Here is a 13,868-nt window from a genome sequence, read left to right as displayed (position 1 = left end):
GGGTTATAATAACGACTTTCAAAGGAAAATTTATGAAAATAGGGATATTCGACTCCGGCCTTGGCGGCCTTAGCGTATTGAACGAAGCGCTAAAAAAGCTGCCAAACGAGGAGTTTTTATATTATGCGGACAGGAAAAACGTCCCTTACGGACTAAAAAGCAAAGATGAAATTTTAAAATTTAGCTCTCATGCGGTGAAATTTTTGATCGATCAAGGCGCAAACGCCATCGTCATCGCCTGCAATACCGCAACAAGCGCCGCGATAAACGAGCTTAGAGCGAAATTTGACCTGCCGATCATCGGCATGGAGCCTGCGGTGAAAAAGGCCGCTGACCTAAACCGCGAAGGCGAAAATTCAGCCTCATTGCGCACCTTAGTCATCGCTACGCCCCTCACCGTGCAAGGAGCGAAGCTAAAAGAGCTTATCGAGCGCGTGGATAGCGAGCATTTGGTAGATGTGCTAGCACTTCCTCGTCTCGTGGAATTTGCTGAAAATGAAAATTTTGCTTGCGACGAGGTGAAAGAGTATCTGCGCGAGGAATTTGCGAAATTCAAGCTTCAAAACTACTGTGCGCTCGTGCTTGGCTGCACGCATTTTAACTATTTCAAAGATAGCCTGCGCGAAATTTTACCGGCCGGCGTGAGCCTGATAGATGGCAACGAAGGCACGATAAATAAGCTGATAAGCGAGCTTTCAAGGCTAAATTTAGCCCATGGCAAGGGGCAAAGCGTGGAGTATTTTTACTCGGACGCTAAAATTTATGATAATGGCGAGCTGGCACGAATAGGGCGCTATCTGGCTAGGCTCAATAAAATGCTTGAGATAAAGTGAAATTTTGCTATCAAGTTGCGTAAATTTAAAATCGGCTCTATCTTTAAACGAACATTTCCCAAATCTTGCTCGCTTCATAAAGGGGCGTTACTTTGCTGGCAGAACACGCCCACTTTGTTTCGCTGCTTCGCAGTGCGATCTCGTTGCAAACGCATAGCGTAAAGTGCTTTGAAAAGGGAAAATGCGAGTAGCGTTTGAGTAGCAATGCAAAGAAGAAAATTAAATTTTATTTAAAAATCGCACCGCTCTTGCTTTTGCGGCGTCTATTTCGGTGGTATTTAGCTCGTCAAGTGCACGCTGGAATATGCCGAGCTTTGTTTTGCCTATCTGCCTTATGGCATCCAGTATGCAGGCCAGCACGAAGGTGTCATGCTCGATTTCAAGGGCTTTTTGAAAGCTTTCAAAGGCGGTCTTTTTTAAAATTTCATCCTCTTTTCTAAACCACATCTGCATGAAAGATGATGCGCTCCATGCCCTACATTTGGCGTTTTCGTCGTTTAGTAGATGCGCTCTTAGCAAGCTCAAGTCTTCGCGTCCGCCAAGCCAGCCAAGCACGATGAGAGCCGTTTGTCTTAGCCCATCGTCACTGCTTTTGGTAAATTCGCGCGCGAATTTGAGAGTTTCACTCCTATGAAATTTAGACTCCGCACCCAGCATAAATAAAATTTTAGCTCTCATTTCATCATCTGTAGCGTTTTGAAGCTTTTCAAGCAGCATATCTTCACCCGCTTTAGCGTGGAGTTTAAATTTTGTCTCTAGGCTAAGTCTGAGATCATCACTCAAATTTTTATCAAAAAGCAAGCCATAGTGATAGGAAATAAATTCGCTTTTTCCCAAAACGTCGGCAAATTTTAGCTCATCATCTCTTTTACCGTTTTTTATCTCTTCTAGCCACGCCCTAAATTCGTCCAGACTTTGACAGCCCATCTCGCAAGGTATCTCCTTCATTTTAGCTCGTAAAATGTCAGCAAAGTGCCATTTGACGTTTTGTTCGCATAGCCCACGAATATCCGCTTTTCCAGCCACTTGTATTTTGGCGAGTATGTTTCAAATTTAGGTATCGTCACGAAGTAGCGACTACCATCGGCGTTTGTCCTGATGATGCCGGCATTTTCGACGTAGATGCTCTCGCCGTCATCAAGCGCGAGGCCGTATTTGGCGAGGATATTTTTCGAGCTATCCTTGTTTTGCTTTTGGATATCTACGCCGTGGCTCATCGCCACACCTTTTAGCTCGCCGCTCACCTTAAGCGTGAAAGGCACGAAAATGCGTTCTTTCTCGCCAAGATATAGCCTGTCTTTACTGCTTTTTATGAGGATAGAAAAGACAGGCCTTAAATTTGGCTCTTTTATGCTTTGAGCGCTCATTTGCCGGGACGGCTTGGTCGGTGCACCGGCCGCACAACCAAAAACGCCCAGACAAATGAGAGTAAAAATGATAAAATTTAGCGCCTTTCTCATCATTTCACTTCGTAAAATTTAAGCAAGACTTTATCCGGCAAGCGCACGGCATAGCAGACAAATATCGCGCGCTCTAGCCATTTATATTTTGGCTCGTAGGTCTCAAATTTCGTGACAGTCGCGAAATAGACGTATTTTGGATCGACGATCTTGCCTTTTGCAGCCTCTTTTGCGACCTCAGGATCGGTGATGTGCCTGATGCCGCTGTTATCGATGTAAATTTGCGCACCGTCATCGAGCTTTATCGCGTATCTTGCAGTGAGCTCGGTCAGCCCGTCAGGACGGACGATCTGACTATCCACGCCGTATGGCAGCACTTCGCCGTTTAGTTTGCCGCTTACTTTACCGCCTTTTATGGCGATGAGCCGCCTTAATCCGTGCTCGCTATCTTTACCAACGGTCAGGGGCTTTTCGACTTCGATGTCAATCATGAAAGCAAGCTCAAGGCGTGGCTCTTTGACATCTTTTGCTGAAATTTCAGCTGCGTTTAGGTTGAAACCAAATATCGCTAGCAAAATAGCGCCAGTAAAAGCCTTTTTAAACATGGTCGCTCCTTTTAAAGATATAGTAAGTTATATTATAAGAGCTTTTATAAAATAAGGCTTAAAATTTTAATGTAGATTTATGATTTATTTTTTGGCTCTGTTATAATATAAATCATTGACACTTGCTTCGCAAACCCTGTTCGCTCCGCAAGACGCCGAACATATAGCACGATTTACGCGGTCAGCTACCGCTTCCCTGTAAATCGGCGGCGATAGCGTCGCTTCACAAGGTTTGACTTTGCTCTTGAAAGCTGAAAATCAATGAAATATTGTAACAGAGCCTTATTTTATTGTATCGAGTATTGCTGGATAGGGCGTGATGCGCGTAAATTTTGTAGCGTATATAAAGGAATTTCCCGAGGTAGGCTCGGGAAATTTGCCTTACAGTGCTTTTAACATTACCTTTGTGAGTAGTTTGCTAAATTCCGCAGGATTTTCAAGGCTCATGCCCTCATTTAGCTTCGCCATGTCAAGAAGTAGCGGTGCGATCTCATATGCCATCGCTTCGTTAGCTTCGAGCTTGGCAAAAATTTCGTGTCCGCCATTTATCTCGAGGATCGGCTTTATCTTTGACATATCTCCGCCTTGTCCCATTTGCTTAAGCATAGCTTGCATAGCGTAGTCAGGGTCGTTTTTGTCGTATATCAGCACAGCAGGGGAGTCTGAAAGTCTCGAGCTTAGTCTGACGTCTTTGATCTCGTCTTTTAAAATTTCGCGCATTTTTACGAGGGTTTTTGCGACTTTGCTCTCGTCGACTTTGGCTTCATCGCCTTTTATCTCCTCGTTTATGTCATCGTGTGAGATCGATTTTAGAGGCGTTTTGTCAAATTCATATACCATCGGCATCACGATAGTGTCGATCTCCTCGTCCATTATGAGGACTTCGATGTCGTTTTTCTTAAAGTTCTCTAAAAGCGGAGAATTTCGGAGCATATTTTCGTTGTTTCCGCTGATGTAGTAGATGCTCTTTTGATCCTTTTTCATCGCCTCTTTATACTCTTTTAAGCTGACTAATCCCTCGCGCTTGCTTGATTTAAAGAGCACTAGGTCTAAAATCTGCTCTTTGTCGTTGCCAAAGCCGTAAAGCCCTTCTTTTAAGACTTTACCAAATAGTTTGTAAAATTTTATGTATTTTTCTCTATCTTTGTCTTTTAGTTTGGCTAATTCACTCAAAATTTTCTTTACGCTTTGCTCCTTGACGCTCCTCATTATGGCGTTTTCTTGTAAAATTTCACGGCTGACGTTAAGCGGCAAGTCCTCTACGTCGATGACACCGCGTATAAATCTCAAAAATGGCGGCAAGAGTTCCTTTGCATCGTCAGTGATGAACACGCGCTTTACGTAAAGCTTCACGCCGCTTTGATAATCCACGCGAAACAGATCAAACGGCTCGGTGCTTGGCACGTAAAATAGGGTAGAGTACTCGATCTTGCCCTCGGCTTTTGTGTGGATGTATAAAAGCGGATCGGCGCTGTCGTGGCTGATTTGCTTATAAAAGTCGTTGTATTCTTCCTCTTTGATATTTGCTTTATTTATTCGCCAAAGCGCGCTGGCCTTGTTGATCTGCACGTTTTTAGTCTCGTAAGTGCCGTCTTTTTCACCTTCTTTTGGCGCTACATACTCCTCTTTATCCATAAAGATAGGATACGGGATGTGATTGGAGTATTTTTTGATGATATTTTCAAGCTTCCAGCTGTCTGCAAACTCGTCATCGTTTAAAAATAGCGTGATACTAGTGCCATGAGCCTCTTTTTTAGCCGTGGCTATCTCGTAGCTTTTGGCGTCGGACGTCCATTTGTATGCTTCATCGCTTAGAGCTTTACGGCTGATCACTTCGATCTTTTTTGCGACCATGAATGCGGAGTAAAAGCCCACGCCAAACTGCCCGATCAGTGAGCTGTCTTTTTTTGCGTCACCACTTAGGTTGTTTAAAAAGCCCTTTGTGCCACTTCTGGCGATCGTGCCTAGGTTTGAGATCAGCTCGTCTTTGCTCATGCCGATGCCGTTATCGCTGATCGTGATCGTTTTTTTCTTTTTGTCTATGGAGATATCTATGCGAGGTGTATAGTTTAGTGCCTTGTATGCGTCATCTGTGAGACATAGGTAGTTTAGTTTATCAAGTGCGTCGCTTGCGTTTGAGATGAGCTCTCTTAGGAAAATTTCCTTATTTGAGTAGAGTGAATGGATCATTAAATTTAAAAGATCGTTCACTTCGGTTTGAAATTCGAATTTTTCTGCCATTTTGAGTTCCTTTATTTAAATTTGGCTATTTTCTTATTAAAATATTGATAAAATTTAAAAGCTTCGCAAATAGGATAAGCTTGCGACAGAGTGCCTAACGTATAGCACGAAAATCGCGGTCAGCCTTACGGCTTCCTTGATTTTCGGAGGGCAATGTCGCCGCTCATCCTATTTGACTACGCTTAAATTTCAAGAAATCAACGCTTAATAGAAAAGGGCTTTAAAATTTTTAGCAGATTATATCACAAAGTGCTAAAAAAATCTTTAAAGTTGATAGTATTTGTATCAATGTTTTAATGATTTTATATTTAATGTTGTGCATGGATGATGTGGATTTTGGCTTTGCTTCACTGAAATTCACCCGAATATGCCAGTATTAGGCCGTTAAAAATTTGTGACATTATGTTAAAACAGAGCTGTTTTTAGTTAAATTTCTGCTTATATTTTGATAATGATTTTAATAAACTATTAATATTTAAGATGATAAAATCCGCCATTATCACGTAAGGTAAATGCGTCAAGGATAGTTTTTAAACAGATGAATTTCAAAAAGCTCACATATAAAATCCACACTTATATATCTCTTATCTTTTCTATCCCGTTTATCATCGTGTGTCTTAGCGGTTCTTTACTCGTTTATAAAGATGAGATAAACGATATCTTGGCTCCGAACGAGATAAATATCTCGCTACCTCCCGGCGGGCAAAATTCTAGATTAGGATTTGACGAGCTTAGGCGGATCATAAGCACTAAATTTCCTGACTACGAGATAGTCGGCTGGAATATCGATAAAAATCCCCAAAAGAGCGATAAAATCTGGCTCATAAAGCATAACGGCAAAGAGTGGGAATACATCTATCTTAACGCTTTTAGCGGCGAGATAAAAAGCGAGCCTACGCCACATGATAGCGGCTTTATGGGCGTGCTGGTCGAGCTACACGAAAATTTACTCTTTGAAGAGCACGGTCAAATTTTTGTAGGTATCGTCGGAGTTGTCGCCTTTGTCATCGCTATCAGCGGCTTTATCGTTTACCGAAATTTTTGGAAAAATTTATTTAAACTGCGCTTTGCCAGGCTCGCCATTTTTATGAGCGATATACATAAATTTATCGGCGTTTTCTCTACTCCGATAATGCTCATCATCGCTCTTAGCGGGGCTTGGTGGGAGCTTAGGTTTTTGTTTTCAAAGCCCTTTGATACGAGCGAATTTACGATAAACAGCCAAATCTACAACAAAAACCTATCGCTTGATGAGATCGTGCAAAAAGCCAAAATCGATCTGCCAAATTTCGAGCTTCACTATATATCTTTACCTTTTCGTAACGCAGCGGACATATCGCTCTTTGGCTACAAAAGGGGGCAAAATTTCTTATACAACGAGTACTCCAGCATGCTCACATACAGCAGGCAAAATGCAAATTTACTCCAGATAAAGGACATCGATGAGGCGGATATCACGGAGCGATTTTTGGCTACGTTTAGAAAAGCTCACTTTGGCTATTACAATCAGATCACGAAATTCATCTGGTTTCTAGTCGGCCTCACGCCGTTTGTTTTGAGCGTTTCAGGGATATATCTATGGATAAAAAGATCAAATTTTAAAAGGAGAAAAAATGAAAGGTAAAATTCTACTTTCAAGCATGGTAGCTCTAAATTTGCTGCCGATCACGCAAATTTTAGCGAGCGAGACCAAGAATCTAGAAACAGTCGAGATCACGAGCGAGGAGAGGCGAGACGATCTAAACTACAACGCAAAAGAGCTTGTAAAAAGCACCACGAGGCTAAATTTGACCTCGCGCCAGACGCCGCAATCCTTGACCGTCATAACCGAGGCGAAGCTAAAGGATCTAAACATCAACGACTATCAAGTGCTTTTGCGAAACGTGCCGGGCGTTACGCTAAACAAATGGGACGAGCGCGTTTATCCGACGGCTCGCGGCTTTGCGATAGATTATTACCTGCTTGACTCGATGCCTAGCTTTGGCGGCTTTAGCCTAGGGGCAAACGATATGAGCCTGCTACCATACGAGCGCGTCGAGGTCGTAAAGGGCGCGAACGGCCTGCTAGCAGGTGCCGGCAATCCCGCTGCGAGCCTAAATTTCATCAGAAAAAGGGCGAATTCAAAGGAGCTTAAAGGAAGCTTCAAGCTAAGTGCGGGCTCATACGACAGATACGGCGTCAGCGGTGATGTGCAAACACCGGTAAATAGCGATGGTACCGTGCGCGCCAGACTTAGCTTCATGCACGAAGACGCCAGGTCTTATATGGATTATTACGACCGTAAAAACAGCGCGATCTACGGCGTGGTAGATACCGACATCGGTGATAGCTCGTGGCTCAGCCTTGGTAGCTTTTATCAAAATTTAAAGCGCCATGGCGTGCGCTGGGGCGGCATGCCGGCGTTTTACACGAACGGCTCTAGGACGAGCTTTGGCAAAAATGAAATTTTCTCTCAGCCTTGGACTAGGTGGGATATAAAAACTCTCGATTTTTACGCTGATTTTAGACATTACTTTGCAAACGAGGCAAGCCTCAATCTATCCTACTCGTATAGGAAAGCAAAGACGGATTCAAATTTGCTCTACTACGGCGGCACGGTCAATGCAAACGGGACCGGTAATATCGCCGATCTAAGCGTGTACGCTAACAAACGAGAGGAAAATATCCATAACGTCGATGCGTATGCAAATTTACCGTATGAGGCGTTTAGCTTGCAGCATGAATTCGTCTTTGGCGCGATGTATAACAACTATAAAAAAAGCGCAGATGATGTCAGTAGCTACTGGAATAGCCGAAACACTCCTGCCGGACAGGCGTTTGCTAACAGGACGACTATAAATTTCAACAACCTTCACATAGAAGACCCAAGACTTCCTTACGTCAATCAAAACAACGCCGACAAGACGATACAAAAGGCCGTTTATTTTGCGAACAAGCTATCTTTGAGCGAGCCGCTTAAATTTTTAGTCGGGGCGAGGATGAGTTATTATAAATATAGGATCACGGGTGGCGACGGCAACCGAAATTTCACTCAAGAGCTAACGCCTTATTTTGGCATCACATACGACATAAACGACAACCACACGCTCTATGCGAGCTATACTAGTATATTTAAGCCCCAAAGCGTCAAGGATATAAATAACAAATACCTTGATCCTATCGAGGGCAAAGACTATGAAGCGGGCATAAAGGGCGAGTATTTTGACGGCGCGTTGCAGGCGTCTTTTGGAGTCTTTAAGATCATCCAAGACAAGCTAGGAGCTAACACGGGAGTGAAGATCCCCGGCACGACCACCGACGCTTACGAGGCTAAAAAGGGCGTGACCAGCAAAGGTTTTGAGCTCGATCTAAACGGCGAAGTGAATAAAAATTTGATCCTTAGCTTCGGGCTTACTCACTTTAATGCCAAAGACGCTGACGGCAAGAAATATAGTACCGACGCCTCAAGGACCACGGCCGATATCTTTGCCAAATACACCATATCAAACTTTAGAACCGGGGTCGGCGTGCAGTATAAAAGTAAAATTTACACCGGTAGCGGGGCTAAAGAGATCGAGCAAAAGGCTTATGCCTTGGCGAACGTGATGTTTGGCTACAAGATCGGTAAGAATTTTGACATCCAGCTAAATATCGACAATGTGTTCAACAAAAAATATTACGAAGGCATCGGAAATAACAAAATGGTTTATGGCGATCCGCGGATATTTAACCTAAGCTTTACGTATAGCTTCTAAATTTAACCATAAAGGAGGAGAGATGAAAGGTGAAATTTTACTTTCGGCGGCGGCTTTAAATTTGCTGTTTGCGGCGGAAATTTTAGCCAAAGAGGCTAAGCTAGAGACGGTGGATATCGTGGAGCAGGTGCGTCATGACGAGAGGGATTACGGTGCAAAGGAGCTGGTAAAGGGCACGACGAGGCTAAATTTAACGGCTCGCCAGACGCCTCAATCAGTAGACGTCATCACCCAGGCCAAGCTAAAAGATATGAATATCAAAGACTACCAAACGCTACTGGCTAATATCCCGGGTGTGACGCTAAACCGCATGGACGAGACCATACGGCCGATGTCAAGGGGCTTTTTCATAGATTATTATCTGATCGACTCAATGCCTAGCCTGGGCGGCTTTGGGCTGGAGGCTACCGATATGAGCATGATAGCTTATGATCGTGTTGAGGTCGTGCGCGGTGCGAACGGCCTGCTGGCAGGTGCTGGCAATCCTGCGGCAAGTCTAAATTTCATCCGTAAAAGAGCCGACTCAAAAGAGCTGACCGGTAGCCTCGGCGTGGAGGCCGGCTCGTATGATAAATACGGCGTATATGGTGATGTGCAAACCCCGATCACGGCCGATGGCGACGTGAGGGCGAGGCTAGCCTTTATAAAAGAAAAGGCCGGCTCGTATATGGACTTTCACAAGCGTGAAAATTTATCCATTTATGGCGTCGTCGATAGCGATATAGGCGATAGCTCGTGGCTCAGCCTGGGAGCTTCGTATCAAGATCTCAAGCGTCGAGGTATCAGATATGGCGGCATGCCCGCTTTTTATACGGATGATAGCTTGGTAAAATTTTCCAGAAAGAGGATATTCTCTCAGCCTTGGACGAAGTGGGATATAAAAACGCTCGATCTTTACGCTGATTTTAGACATTACATAGGCGAGGATGCGAGCGTGAATCTCTCCTACTCGTATAAAAAGGTAAAAAGCGACATAAAGATGCTTTACTACGGCGGCAAGGTAAATCCAGATATGACAGGAGATAGCAACGACGTGCTGATCTGGGGGTCAAAAAACGACTCTGATATACATAACCTCGATGCTTACGCAAATTTACCTTACGAGCTGTTTGGCTTGGGGCATGAGTTTGTGCTAGGGGCGATGTATAATGACTTTAACGAGGGCTCGTATAGGCTTACAAATTTTGATGATTACAAACAAACTCCTGCTGGACTAGCCTATCTAGCGGATATGAGAGTGGATTTTAACAACCTACATATTGACGATGTGGATATGCCCTATGTCGATCAGAAAAATCCGTCCAAAACAAAGCAAAGGGCGGTGTATTTTGCCAACAAGCTCTCTTTGAGCGATGAGCTGAAATTTTTAGTGGGCACCAGGGTGAGCTACTATAAACGCAACCAAACCGTAGGCAACGTCGATCAAAAATTTACTCATCAGATCACCCCGTATGTAGGACTGACCTACGACGTGGGGCAAAATCATACGCTTTATGCTAGCTATACGAGTATATTTAAGCCACAAGACGTCAAAGACATAAACGGCAAATATCTTGATCCTATCGAGGGTAATGACTATGAGCTTGGCGTCAAGGGCGAGTATTTTGACGGTGCATTGCAGGCCTCTTTTGGCGTTTTTAAAATCATCCAAGATAATGTCGGCAAAGCGACCGGAGAGCAGATAGGCTCAACCGGTGAGGACGCATACAAAGCGGTAAAGGGTGTGACCAGTAAGGGCTTTGAGCTCGATCTAAACGGCAGGGTGACTGACAATCTTACTTTAAGCTTTGGCCTGGCGCACTTTCAGGCTAAAGATGCTAGCGGTAAGAAATTTAACACAAACGCCGCAAGGACTAGCGCCGATCTCTTTGCCAAGTATGAATTTAGAGACTTCAGAGTGGGCGCCGGACTGGGATATAAGAGCAAGACCTACATCTATAACGCCGATAACGATGTGACGATCACGCAAAAGCCGTATGCGCTGGCAAATTTGATGTTTGGCTACAAGATCGGTAAGAATTTCGACATCCAGCTAAATATCGATAATGTCTTTGACAAGCGATACTACGAGGGCATCGGTAGCGATGAGATGATCTATGGCGATGCCAGGACGTTTAATCTAAGCTTTACGTATAATTTTTAAATTTACGGCGGGGTAAATTTAGAATTTAGCTTGCGCGCTCTTTGTCTAAAATTTCTTGCATTTTAGCTCGCGTGTTTTCGAGCCAGTCCTTGTCGCTAGTATCGACTAGATCGAGGCAAAATACCTTTATCTCGCCGTTTTTGAAGCTGAAATTTTTCACGTCCATTATGTCAGAGCCCACAAGGACGATGGGCTGGACCTTTAAATTTAGCTTATTCGCGACTATCTTTGCACCGCCTTTAAACGGCAAGAGCGTATGCGTCTGTGAGCGAGTGCCCTCGGGAAATATCGCCAAAACGCGTCCGTTATTTACTCTATCCTCGGCGTCTTTGACGAGCTTTACGAGCGAGTGCTTGTTCTCGCGCTCGACTGATATCATCTTTGGTAGTTTTATTATGTTGCCTATAATAGGCAGGTCATCGATCTGCTTTTTTGCTATCCAGCAAAGGTTTTTAGGGTGGATCTCCTCTAAAACGACAATATCTAGCATACTTTGATGATTTATCAGTATCATGTTGGCTTCGTCCCTAAATTCTCCCGTCACTTTTATGGAGTAAAATCCAAAAAGCCTTTGGCTCTTAGCCCATATTTGCCTGATACGGCGATTTTTTTTAGGGAAAAGCCACATGAAGATTATCACCAAGATAACGCTGATGATGAATTCTACTGCAAAATATACGGCTTTAATTTTTGACAAGATCATCTTTTTTCACCCAGCCTATCTTACCGTCGTTGAATAAAATTTTGCGGTAGTCGTCCTTGTCGGCTAAAATTTCGATATTTTCCTGCGCTCTTGAGGTGTAAAATACGGTCGAATTTTTAGTAGGCAGTATGCTCACGCTAACGTCAGGTTTTAGCACCGCTTTGCCAAAAGGATTGTAGGTATAGACCCCAAGCGCTATAAATACGGCCGCAACGAAAAAGTAGCTAAATTTCCTCCTCCAAAGTGCGAGGGCGAAAAATATCGCTGCGAACGAATAGACCGCCACGTCTTTATAGGTGCTGAATTCGCTTTGCTTTGGATTTAGGCCTATTTGTGTGCTGACGTCATCGTCCTCGACGCTCACAGGCAAGGAAAACGTCTCAAATTTAGCCTTTTTGAGGTTGTAGTAGTTAAAGTCAAGCGTCTTTTTGTTTGGCTTGAATACCGCAAAATAATAAGCACTTTGCGAGCCAAAATCGCCTGTTATCGTATCTACGCCTTGCTTTAGGATCGTTTTGTTTTCGAGATTAAATGAGCTTAGATCGACGTTGTTTCCGTATAGTTCGACGACCATGATGTTGTTGATATCGTCAAATTTCGTTGTTTTAAATTTCTTTACTTCGAGATTGTCCGCTACGATGTGGTTGAAATTCTCGTCGCTCCTTAGCTCCTTAAGCTTTGGCAAAAATATATTGATATTCGAATTTTGATAGTCCTCGCTGTTTCGCTTTAAATTTAGGCTCACACGAAGGCTCTTTGCCTCGACATTTTTAGCCTCCAGATAAAACGTCGCCATATAAACGCCGCTATCGGCTTTTACCCACTGCAAGGTCTTTTTATTGAGCCATTTTACGTTCGTCTCGTCAAGCTCGGTGTTAAAAACAAATTCAAATTCGCTTTGCGTATCGGCTATGACATCGAGGCTGAAAATTTCACCTACGATGGCGTTTTTTGGGATATTTGTCGCTTTGAGGATGAGATCCTTCGCCTTTACTCTGTCGTAAATCTGAGAGTCGGGCAGGGCGATGTCAGGCTCGTTAGTCGGGACGATGTTTCGCATTTGCTCCGGAGTAATGCGCTCTGGCTGCGGCGCAGTGAGCTTTGAGCTGATGTCTAAATTTATCGTGCCTTGTGGATTTTGCTGAGTTTGATTTGTCGGTGCATTTTGAGTGCTCGGTGCAGACGGCAGCTTTGGCTGCTCGTTTACGAGCTTGTCCTCTCTAGCCTCGTTCATCATGTCAAATACGCTGACCTCGTTAGTGTTTGCACCGTATAAATTTAAAACGAGTAAAGCGAGTGTTAAAAATCTTACCAAACTAGACCTTTTAACATTTTCATACCATCGTCGGTACCTAGAATTTTCTCGCAGGCACGCTCTGGATGAGGCATGAGTCCAAATATCTTTTTGTCCTTATCGCAGATACCGGCGATGCTATCCACTGAGCCGTTTAGATTTAACTCGTTGCCGTTTTTATCGCAGTATTTGAGTAGGACTTGCTCGTTATCATAGAGTCTTTTTAGTGTGTCGCTATCGGTGTAGAAATTTCCCTCGCCGTGAGCTAGCGGGATATTCACTACTTCATTTACGCTTAAATTCGATAAAAATTTATTGCTATTTGATACGACTTTTAGATGGTGATATTTTGAGACGAAGCTTAAATTTTCGTTTCGTCTCATCGCACCTTCGAGTAGCCCAAGCTCCAAAAGCATCTGAAAGCCGTTGCAGATACCAAGTATGTATCCACCTTTTTTAGCGTGTTTGAGGACTGCGCTCATGGCAGGGCTAAATTTAGCGATAGCCGCGGTCCTTAGATAGTCTCCATAGCTAAAGCCTCCCGGCAAAACGATCAAGTCCGCATCGGTCTTGTCCTCTTTATGCCATATTATTTGTGTCTGGCAGCCAAGTAGATCAAATGCGTATTTGGTGTCTTGTTCGCAGTTCGTGCCGGGAAAAAGGACGACAGCTACCTTCATAGCACTATCTCGTAGTCTTCGATGACGGGGTTGGCTAATAGCTCTTCGCACATAGTTTTTAGCTGCGCCCTTGCTTCCTCTTTGTCTTTTGCCTCGATGTCAAGGACGATCTGCTTTCCTATCCTCACGTTTGAGGCGTTATTAAAGCCAAGCGAATTTAGCGCATGTTCGACCGCTTTGCCCGCCGGATCGAGGACGCCGTTTCTTAGTGTTATATTTACGACAGCTTTCATCT

12 protein-coding genes are annotated in these 13,868 nt (G+C 43.9%); 4 read left to right on the top strand and 8 right to left on the bottom strand.

The genetic code is table 11. The features are described from left to right. The first annotated feature begins 32 nt into the window (after nucleotides 1-32). Nucleotides 33-833, top strand: coding sequence for a glutamate racemase (gene murI, locus HMPREF1139_RS09170; protein WP_009651414.1), 801 nt, complete (start codon nucleotides 33-35; stop codon nucleotides 831-833). A gap of 219 nt (nucleotides 834-1,052) precedes the next feature. Here murI and HMPREF1139_RS09165 read toward each other — a convergent pair whose 3' ends face one another. The 4 genes from HMPREF1139_RS09165 to htpG form a co-directional block, all read right to left on the bottom strand. Next, nucleotides 1,053-1,781, bottom strand: coding sequence for a HEAT repeat domain-containing protein (locus tag HMPREF1139_RS09165; protein WP_009651167.1), 729 nt, complete (start codon nucleotides 1,779-1,781; stop codon nucleotides 1,053-1,055). Continuing rightward, nucleotides 1,778-2,296 (bottom strand): DUF3237 family protein, encoded by a 519-nt coding sequence (locus HMPREF1139_RS09160; protein WP_009651248.1) that lies wholly within the window; start codon nucleotides 2,294-2,296, stop codon nucleotides 1,778-1,780. The genes HMPREF1139_RS09165 and HMPREF1139_RS09160 overlap by 4 nt, the downstream gene beginning before the upstream one ends. After that, on the bottom strand, nucleotides 2,293-2,838 hold the full coding sequence (locus HMPREF1139_RS09155) for a DUF3237 domain-containing protein (protein ID WP_009651457.1): 546 nt from the start codon (nucleotides 2,836-2,838) through the stop codon (nucleotides 2,293-2,295). The genes HMPREF1139_RS09160 and HMPREF1139_RS09155 overlap by 4 nt, the downstream gene beginning before the upstream one ends. Nucleotides 2,839-3,219: 381 nt before the next feature. Then, entirely contained in the window at nucleotides 3,220-5,079 is a 1,860-nt protein-coding gene (gene htpG / locus HMPREF1139_RS09150) for a molecular chaperone HtpG (RefSeq protein WP_009651433.1), read from the bottom strand. 538 nt (nucleotides 5,080-5,617) lie between these two features. Between htpG and HMPREF1139_RS09145 the strand changes: the two genes are divergently transcribed. Genes HMPREF1139_RS09145 through HMPREF1139_RS09135 form a run of 3 tightly spaced genes read left to right on the top strand, consistent with a single transcriptional unit; the run spans nucleotide 5,618 to nucleotide 10,956 of the window. Further along, nucleotides 5,618-6,703, top strand: coding sequence for a PepSY-associated TM helix domain-containing protein (locus HMPREF1139_RS09145; RefSeq protein ID WP_009651330.1), 1,086 nt, complete (start codon nucleotides 5,618-5,620; stop codon nucleotides 6,701-6,703). Further along, complete coding sequence (locus tag HMPREF1139_RS09140) at nucleotides 6,693-8,813, top strand: TonB-dependent siderophore receptor (protein ID WP_009651211.1); 2,121 nt, start codon at nucleotides 6,693-6,695, stop codon at nucleotides 8,811-8,813. The genes HMPREF1139_RS09145 and HMPREF1139_RS09140 overlap by 11 nt, the downstream gene beginning before the upstream one ends. Nucleotides 8,814-8,835: 22 nt before the next feature. Next, complete coding sequence (locus HMPREF1139_RS09135) at nucleotides 8,836-10,956, top strand: TonB-dependent siderophore receptor (RefSeq protein ID WP_009651163.1); 2,121 nt, start codon at nucleotides 8,836-8,838, stop codon at nucleotides 10,954-10,956. Between the two features lie 25 nt (nucleotides 10,957-10,981). On the opposite strand, the gene HMPREF1139_RS09130 is transcribed toward HMPREF1139_RS09135, so the two are convergent. The 4 genes from HMPREF1139_RS09130 to purS are packed head-to-tail and all read right to left on the bottom strand — an operon-like array spanning nucleotide 10,982 to nucleotide 13,866. Next, nucleotides 10,982-11,659, bottom strand: a complete 678-nt coding sequence (locus HMPREF1139_RS09130; RefSeq protein ID WP_009651166.1) for a lysophospholipid acyltransferase family protein — start codon at nucleotides 11,657-11,659, stop codon at nucleotides 10,982-10,984. Further along, nucleotides 11,640-12,974, bottom strand: coding sequence for a hypothetical protein (locus HMPREF1139_RS09125; protein WP_009651469.1), 1,335 nt, complete (start codon nucleotides 12,972-12,974; stop codon nucleotides 11,640-11,642). Before HMPREF1139_RS09125 ends, HMPREF1139_RS09130 begins: the two co-directional genes overlap by 20 nt. Further along, on the bottom strand, nucleotides 12,968-13,633 hold the full coding sequence (gene purQ / locus HMPREF1139_RS09120) for a phosphoribosylformylglycinamidine synthase I (protein WP_009651228.1): 666 nt from the start codon (nucleotides 13,631-13,633) through the stop codon (nucleotides 12,968-12,970). The genes HMPREF1139_RS09125 and purQ overlap by 7 nt, the downstream gene beginning before the upstream one ends. Continuing rightward, nucleotides 13,630-13,866 carry a phosphoribosylformylglycinamidine synthase subunit PurS gene (gene purS / locus HMPREF1139_RS09115; protein ID WP_009651249.1) on the bottom strand — a complete coding sequence of 79 codons (237 nt, stop codon included), beginning with the start codon at nucleotides 13,864-13,866 and terminating at the stop codon, nucleotides 13,630-13,632. The genes purQ and purS overlap by 4 nt, the downstream gene beginning before the upstream one ends. Nucleotides 13,867-13,868: the final 2 nt, after the last annotated feature.

Source organism: Campylobacter sp. FOBRC14 (assembly GCF_000287855.1).
GTDB lineage: Bacteria > Campylobacterota > Campylobacteria > Campylobacterales > Campylobacteraceae > Campylobacter_A > Campylobacter_A curvus.
The sequence above is the reverse complement of the archived record's forward strand: the minus strand, read 5'-3'. Positions and strand labels throughout refer to the sequence as shown.

What these genes read in the sequence shown, in the direction of transcription:
- murI (WP_009651414.1), top strand. Translation starts at nt 33, where the DNA reads ATGAAAATAGGGATATTCGACTCCGGCCTTGGCGGCCTTAGCGTATTG.
- HMPREF1139_RS09165 (WP_009651167.1), bottom strand. Translation starts at nt 1,781, where the DNA reads ATGAAGGAGATACCTTGCGAGATGGGCTGTCAAAGTCTGGACGAATTT.
- HMPREF1139_RS09160 (WP_009651248.1), bottom strand. Translation starts at nt 2,296, where the DNA reads ATGATGAGAAAGGCGCTAAATTTTATCATTTTTACTCTCATTTGTCTG.
- HMPREF1139_RS09155 (WP_009651457.1), bottom strand. Translation starts at nt 2,838, where the DNA reads ATGTTTAAAAAGGCTTTTACTGGCGCTATTTTGCTAGCGATATTTGGT.
- htpG (WP_009651433.1), bottom strand. Translation starts at nt 5,079, where the DNA reads ATGGCAGAAAAATTCGAATTTCAAACCGAAGTGAACGATCTTTTAAAT.
- HMPREF1139_RS09145 (WP_009651330.1), top strand. Translation starts at nt 5,618, where the DNA reads ATGAATTTCAAAAAGCTCACATATAAAATCCACACTTATATATCTCTT.
- HMPREF1139_RS09140 (WP_009651211.1), top strand. Translation starts at nt 6,693, where the DNA reads ATGAAAGGTAAAATTCTACTTTCAAGCATGGTAGCTCTAAATTTGCTG.
- HMPREF1139_RS09135 (WP_009651163.1), top strand. Translation starts at nt 8,836, where the DNA reads ATGAAAGGTGAAATTTTACTTTCGGCGGCGGCTTTAAATTTGCTGTTT.
- HMPREF1139_RS09130 (WP_009651166.1), bottom strand. Translation starts at nt 11,659, where the DNA reads ATGATCTTGTCAAAAATTAAAGCCGTATATTTTGCAGTAGAATTCATC.
- purQ (WP_009651228.1), bottom strand. Translation starts at nt 13,633, where the DNA reads ATGAAGGTAGCTGTCGTCCTTTTTCCCGGCACGAACTGCGAACAAGAC.
- purS (WP_009651249.1), bottom strand. Translation starts at nt 13,866, where the DNA reads ATGAAAGCTGTCGTAAATATAACACTAAGAAACGGCGTCCTCGATCCG.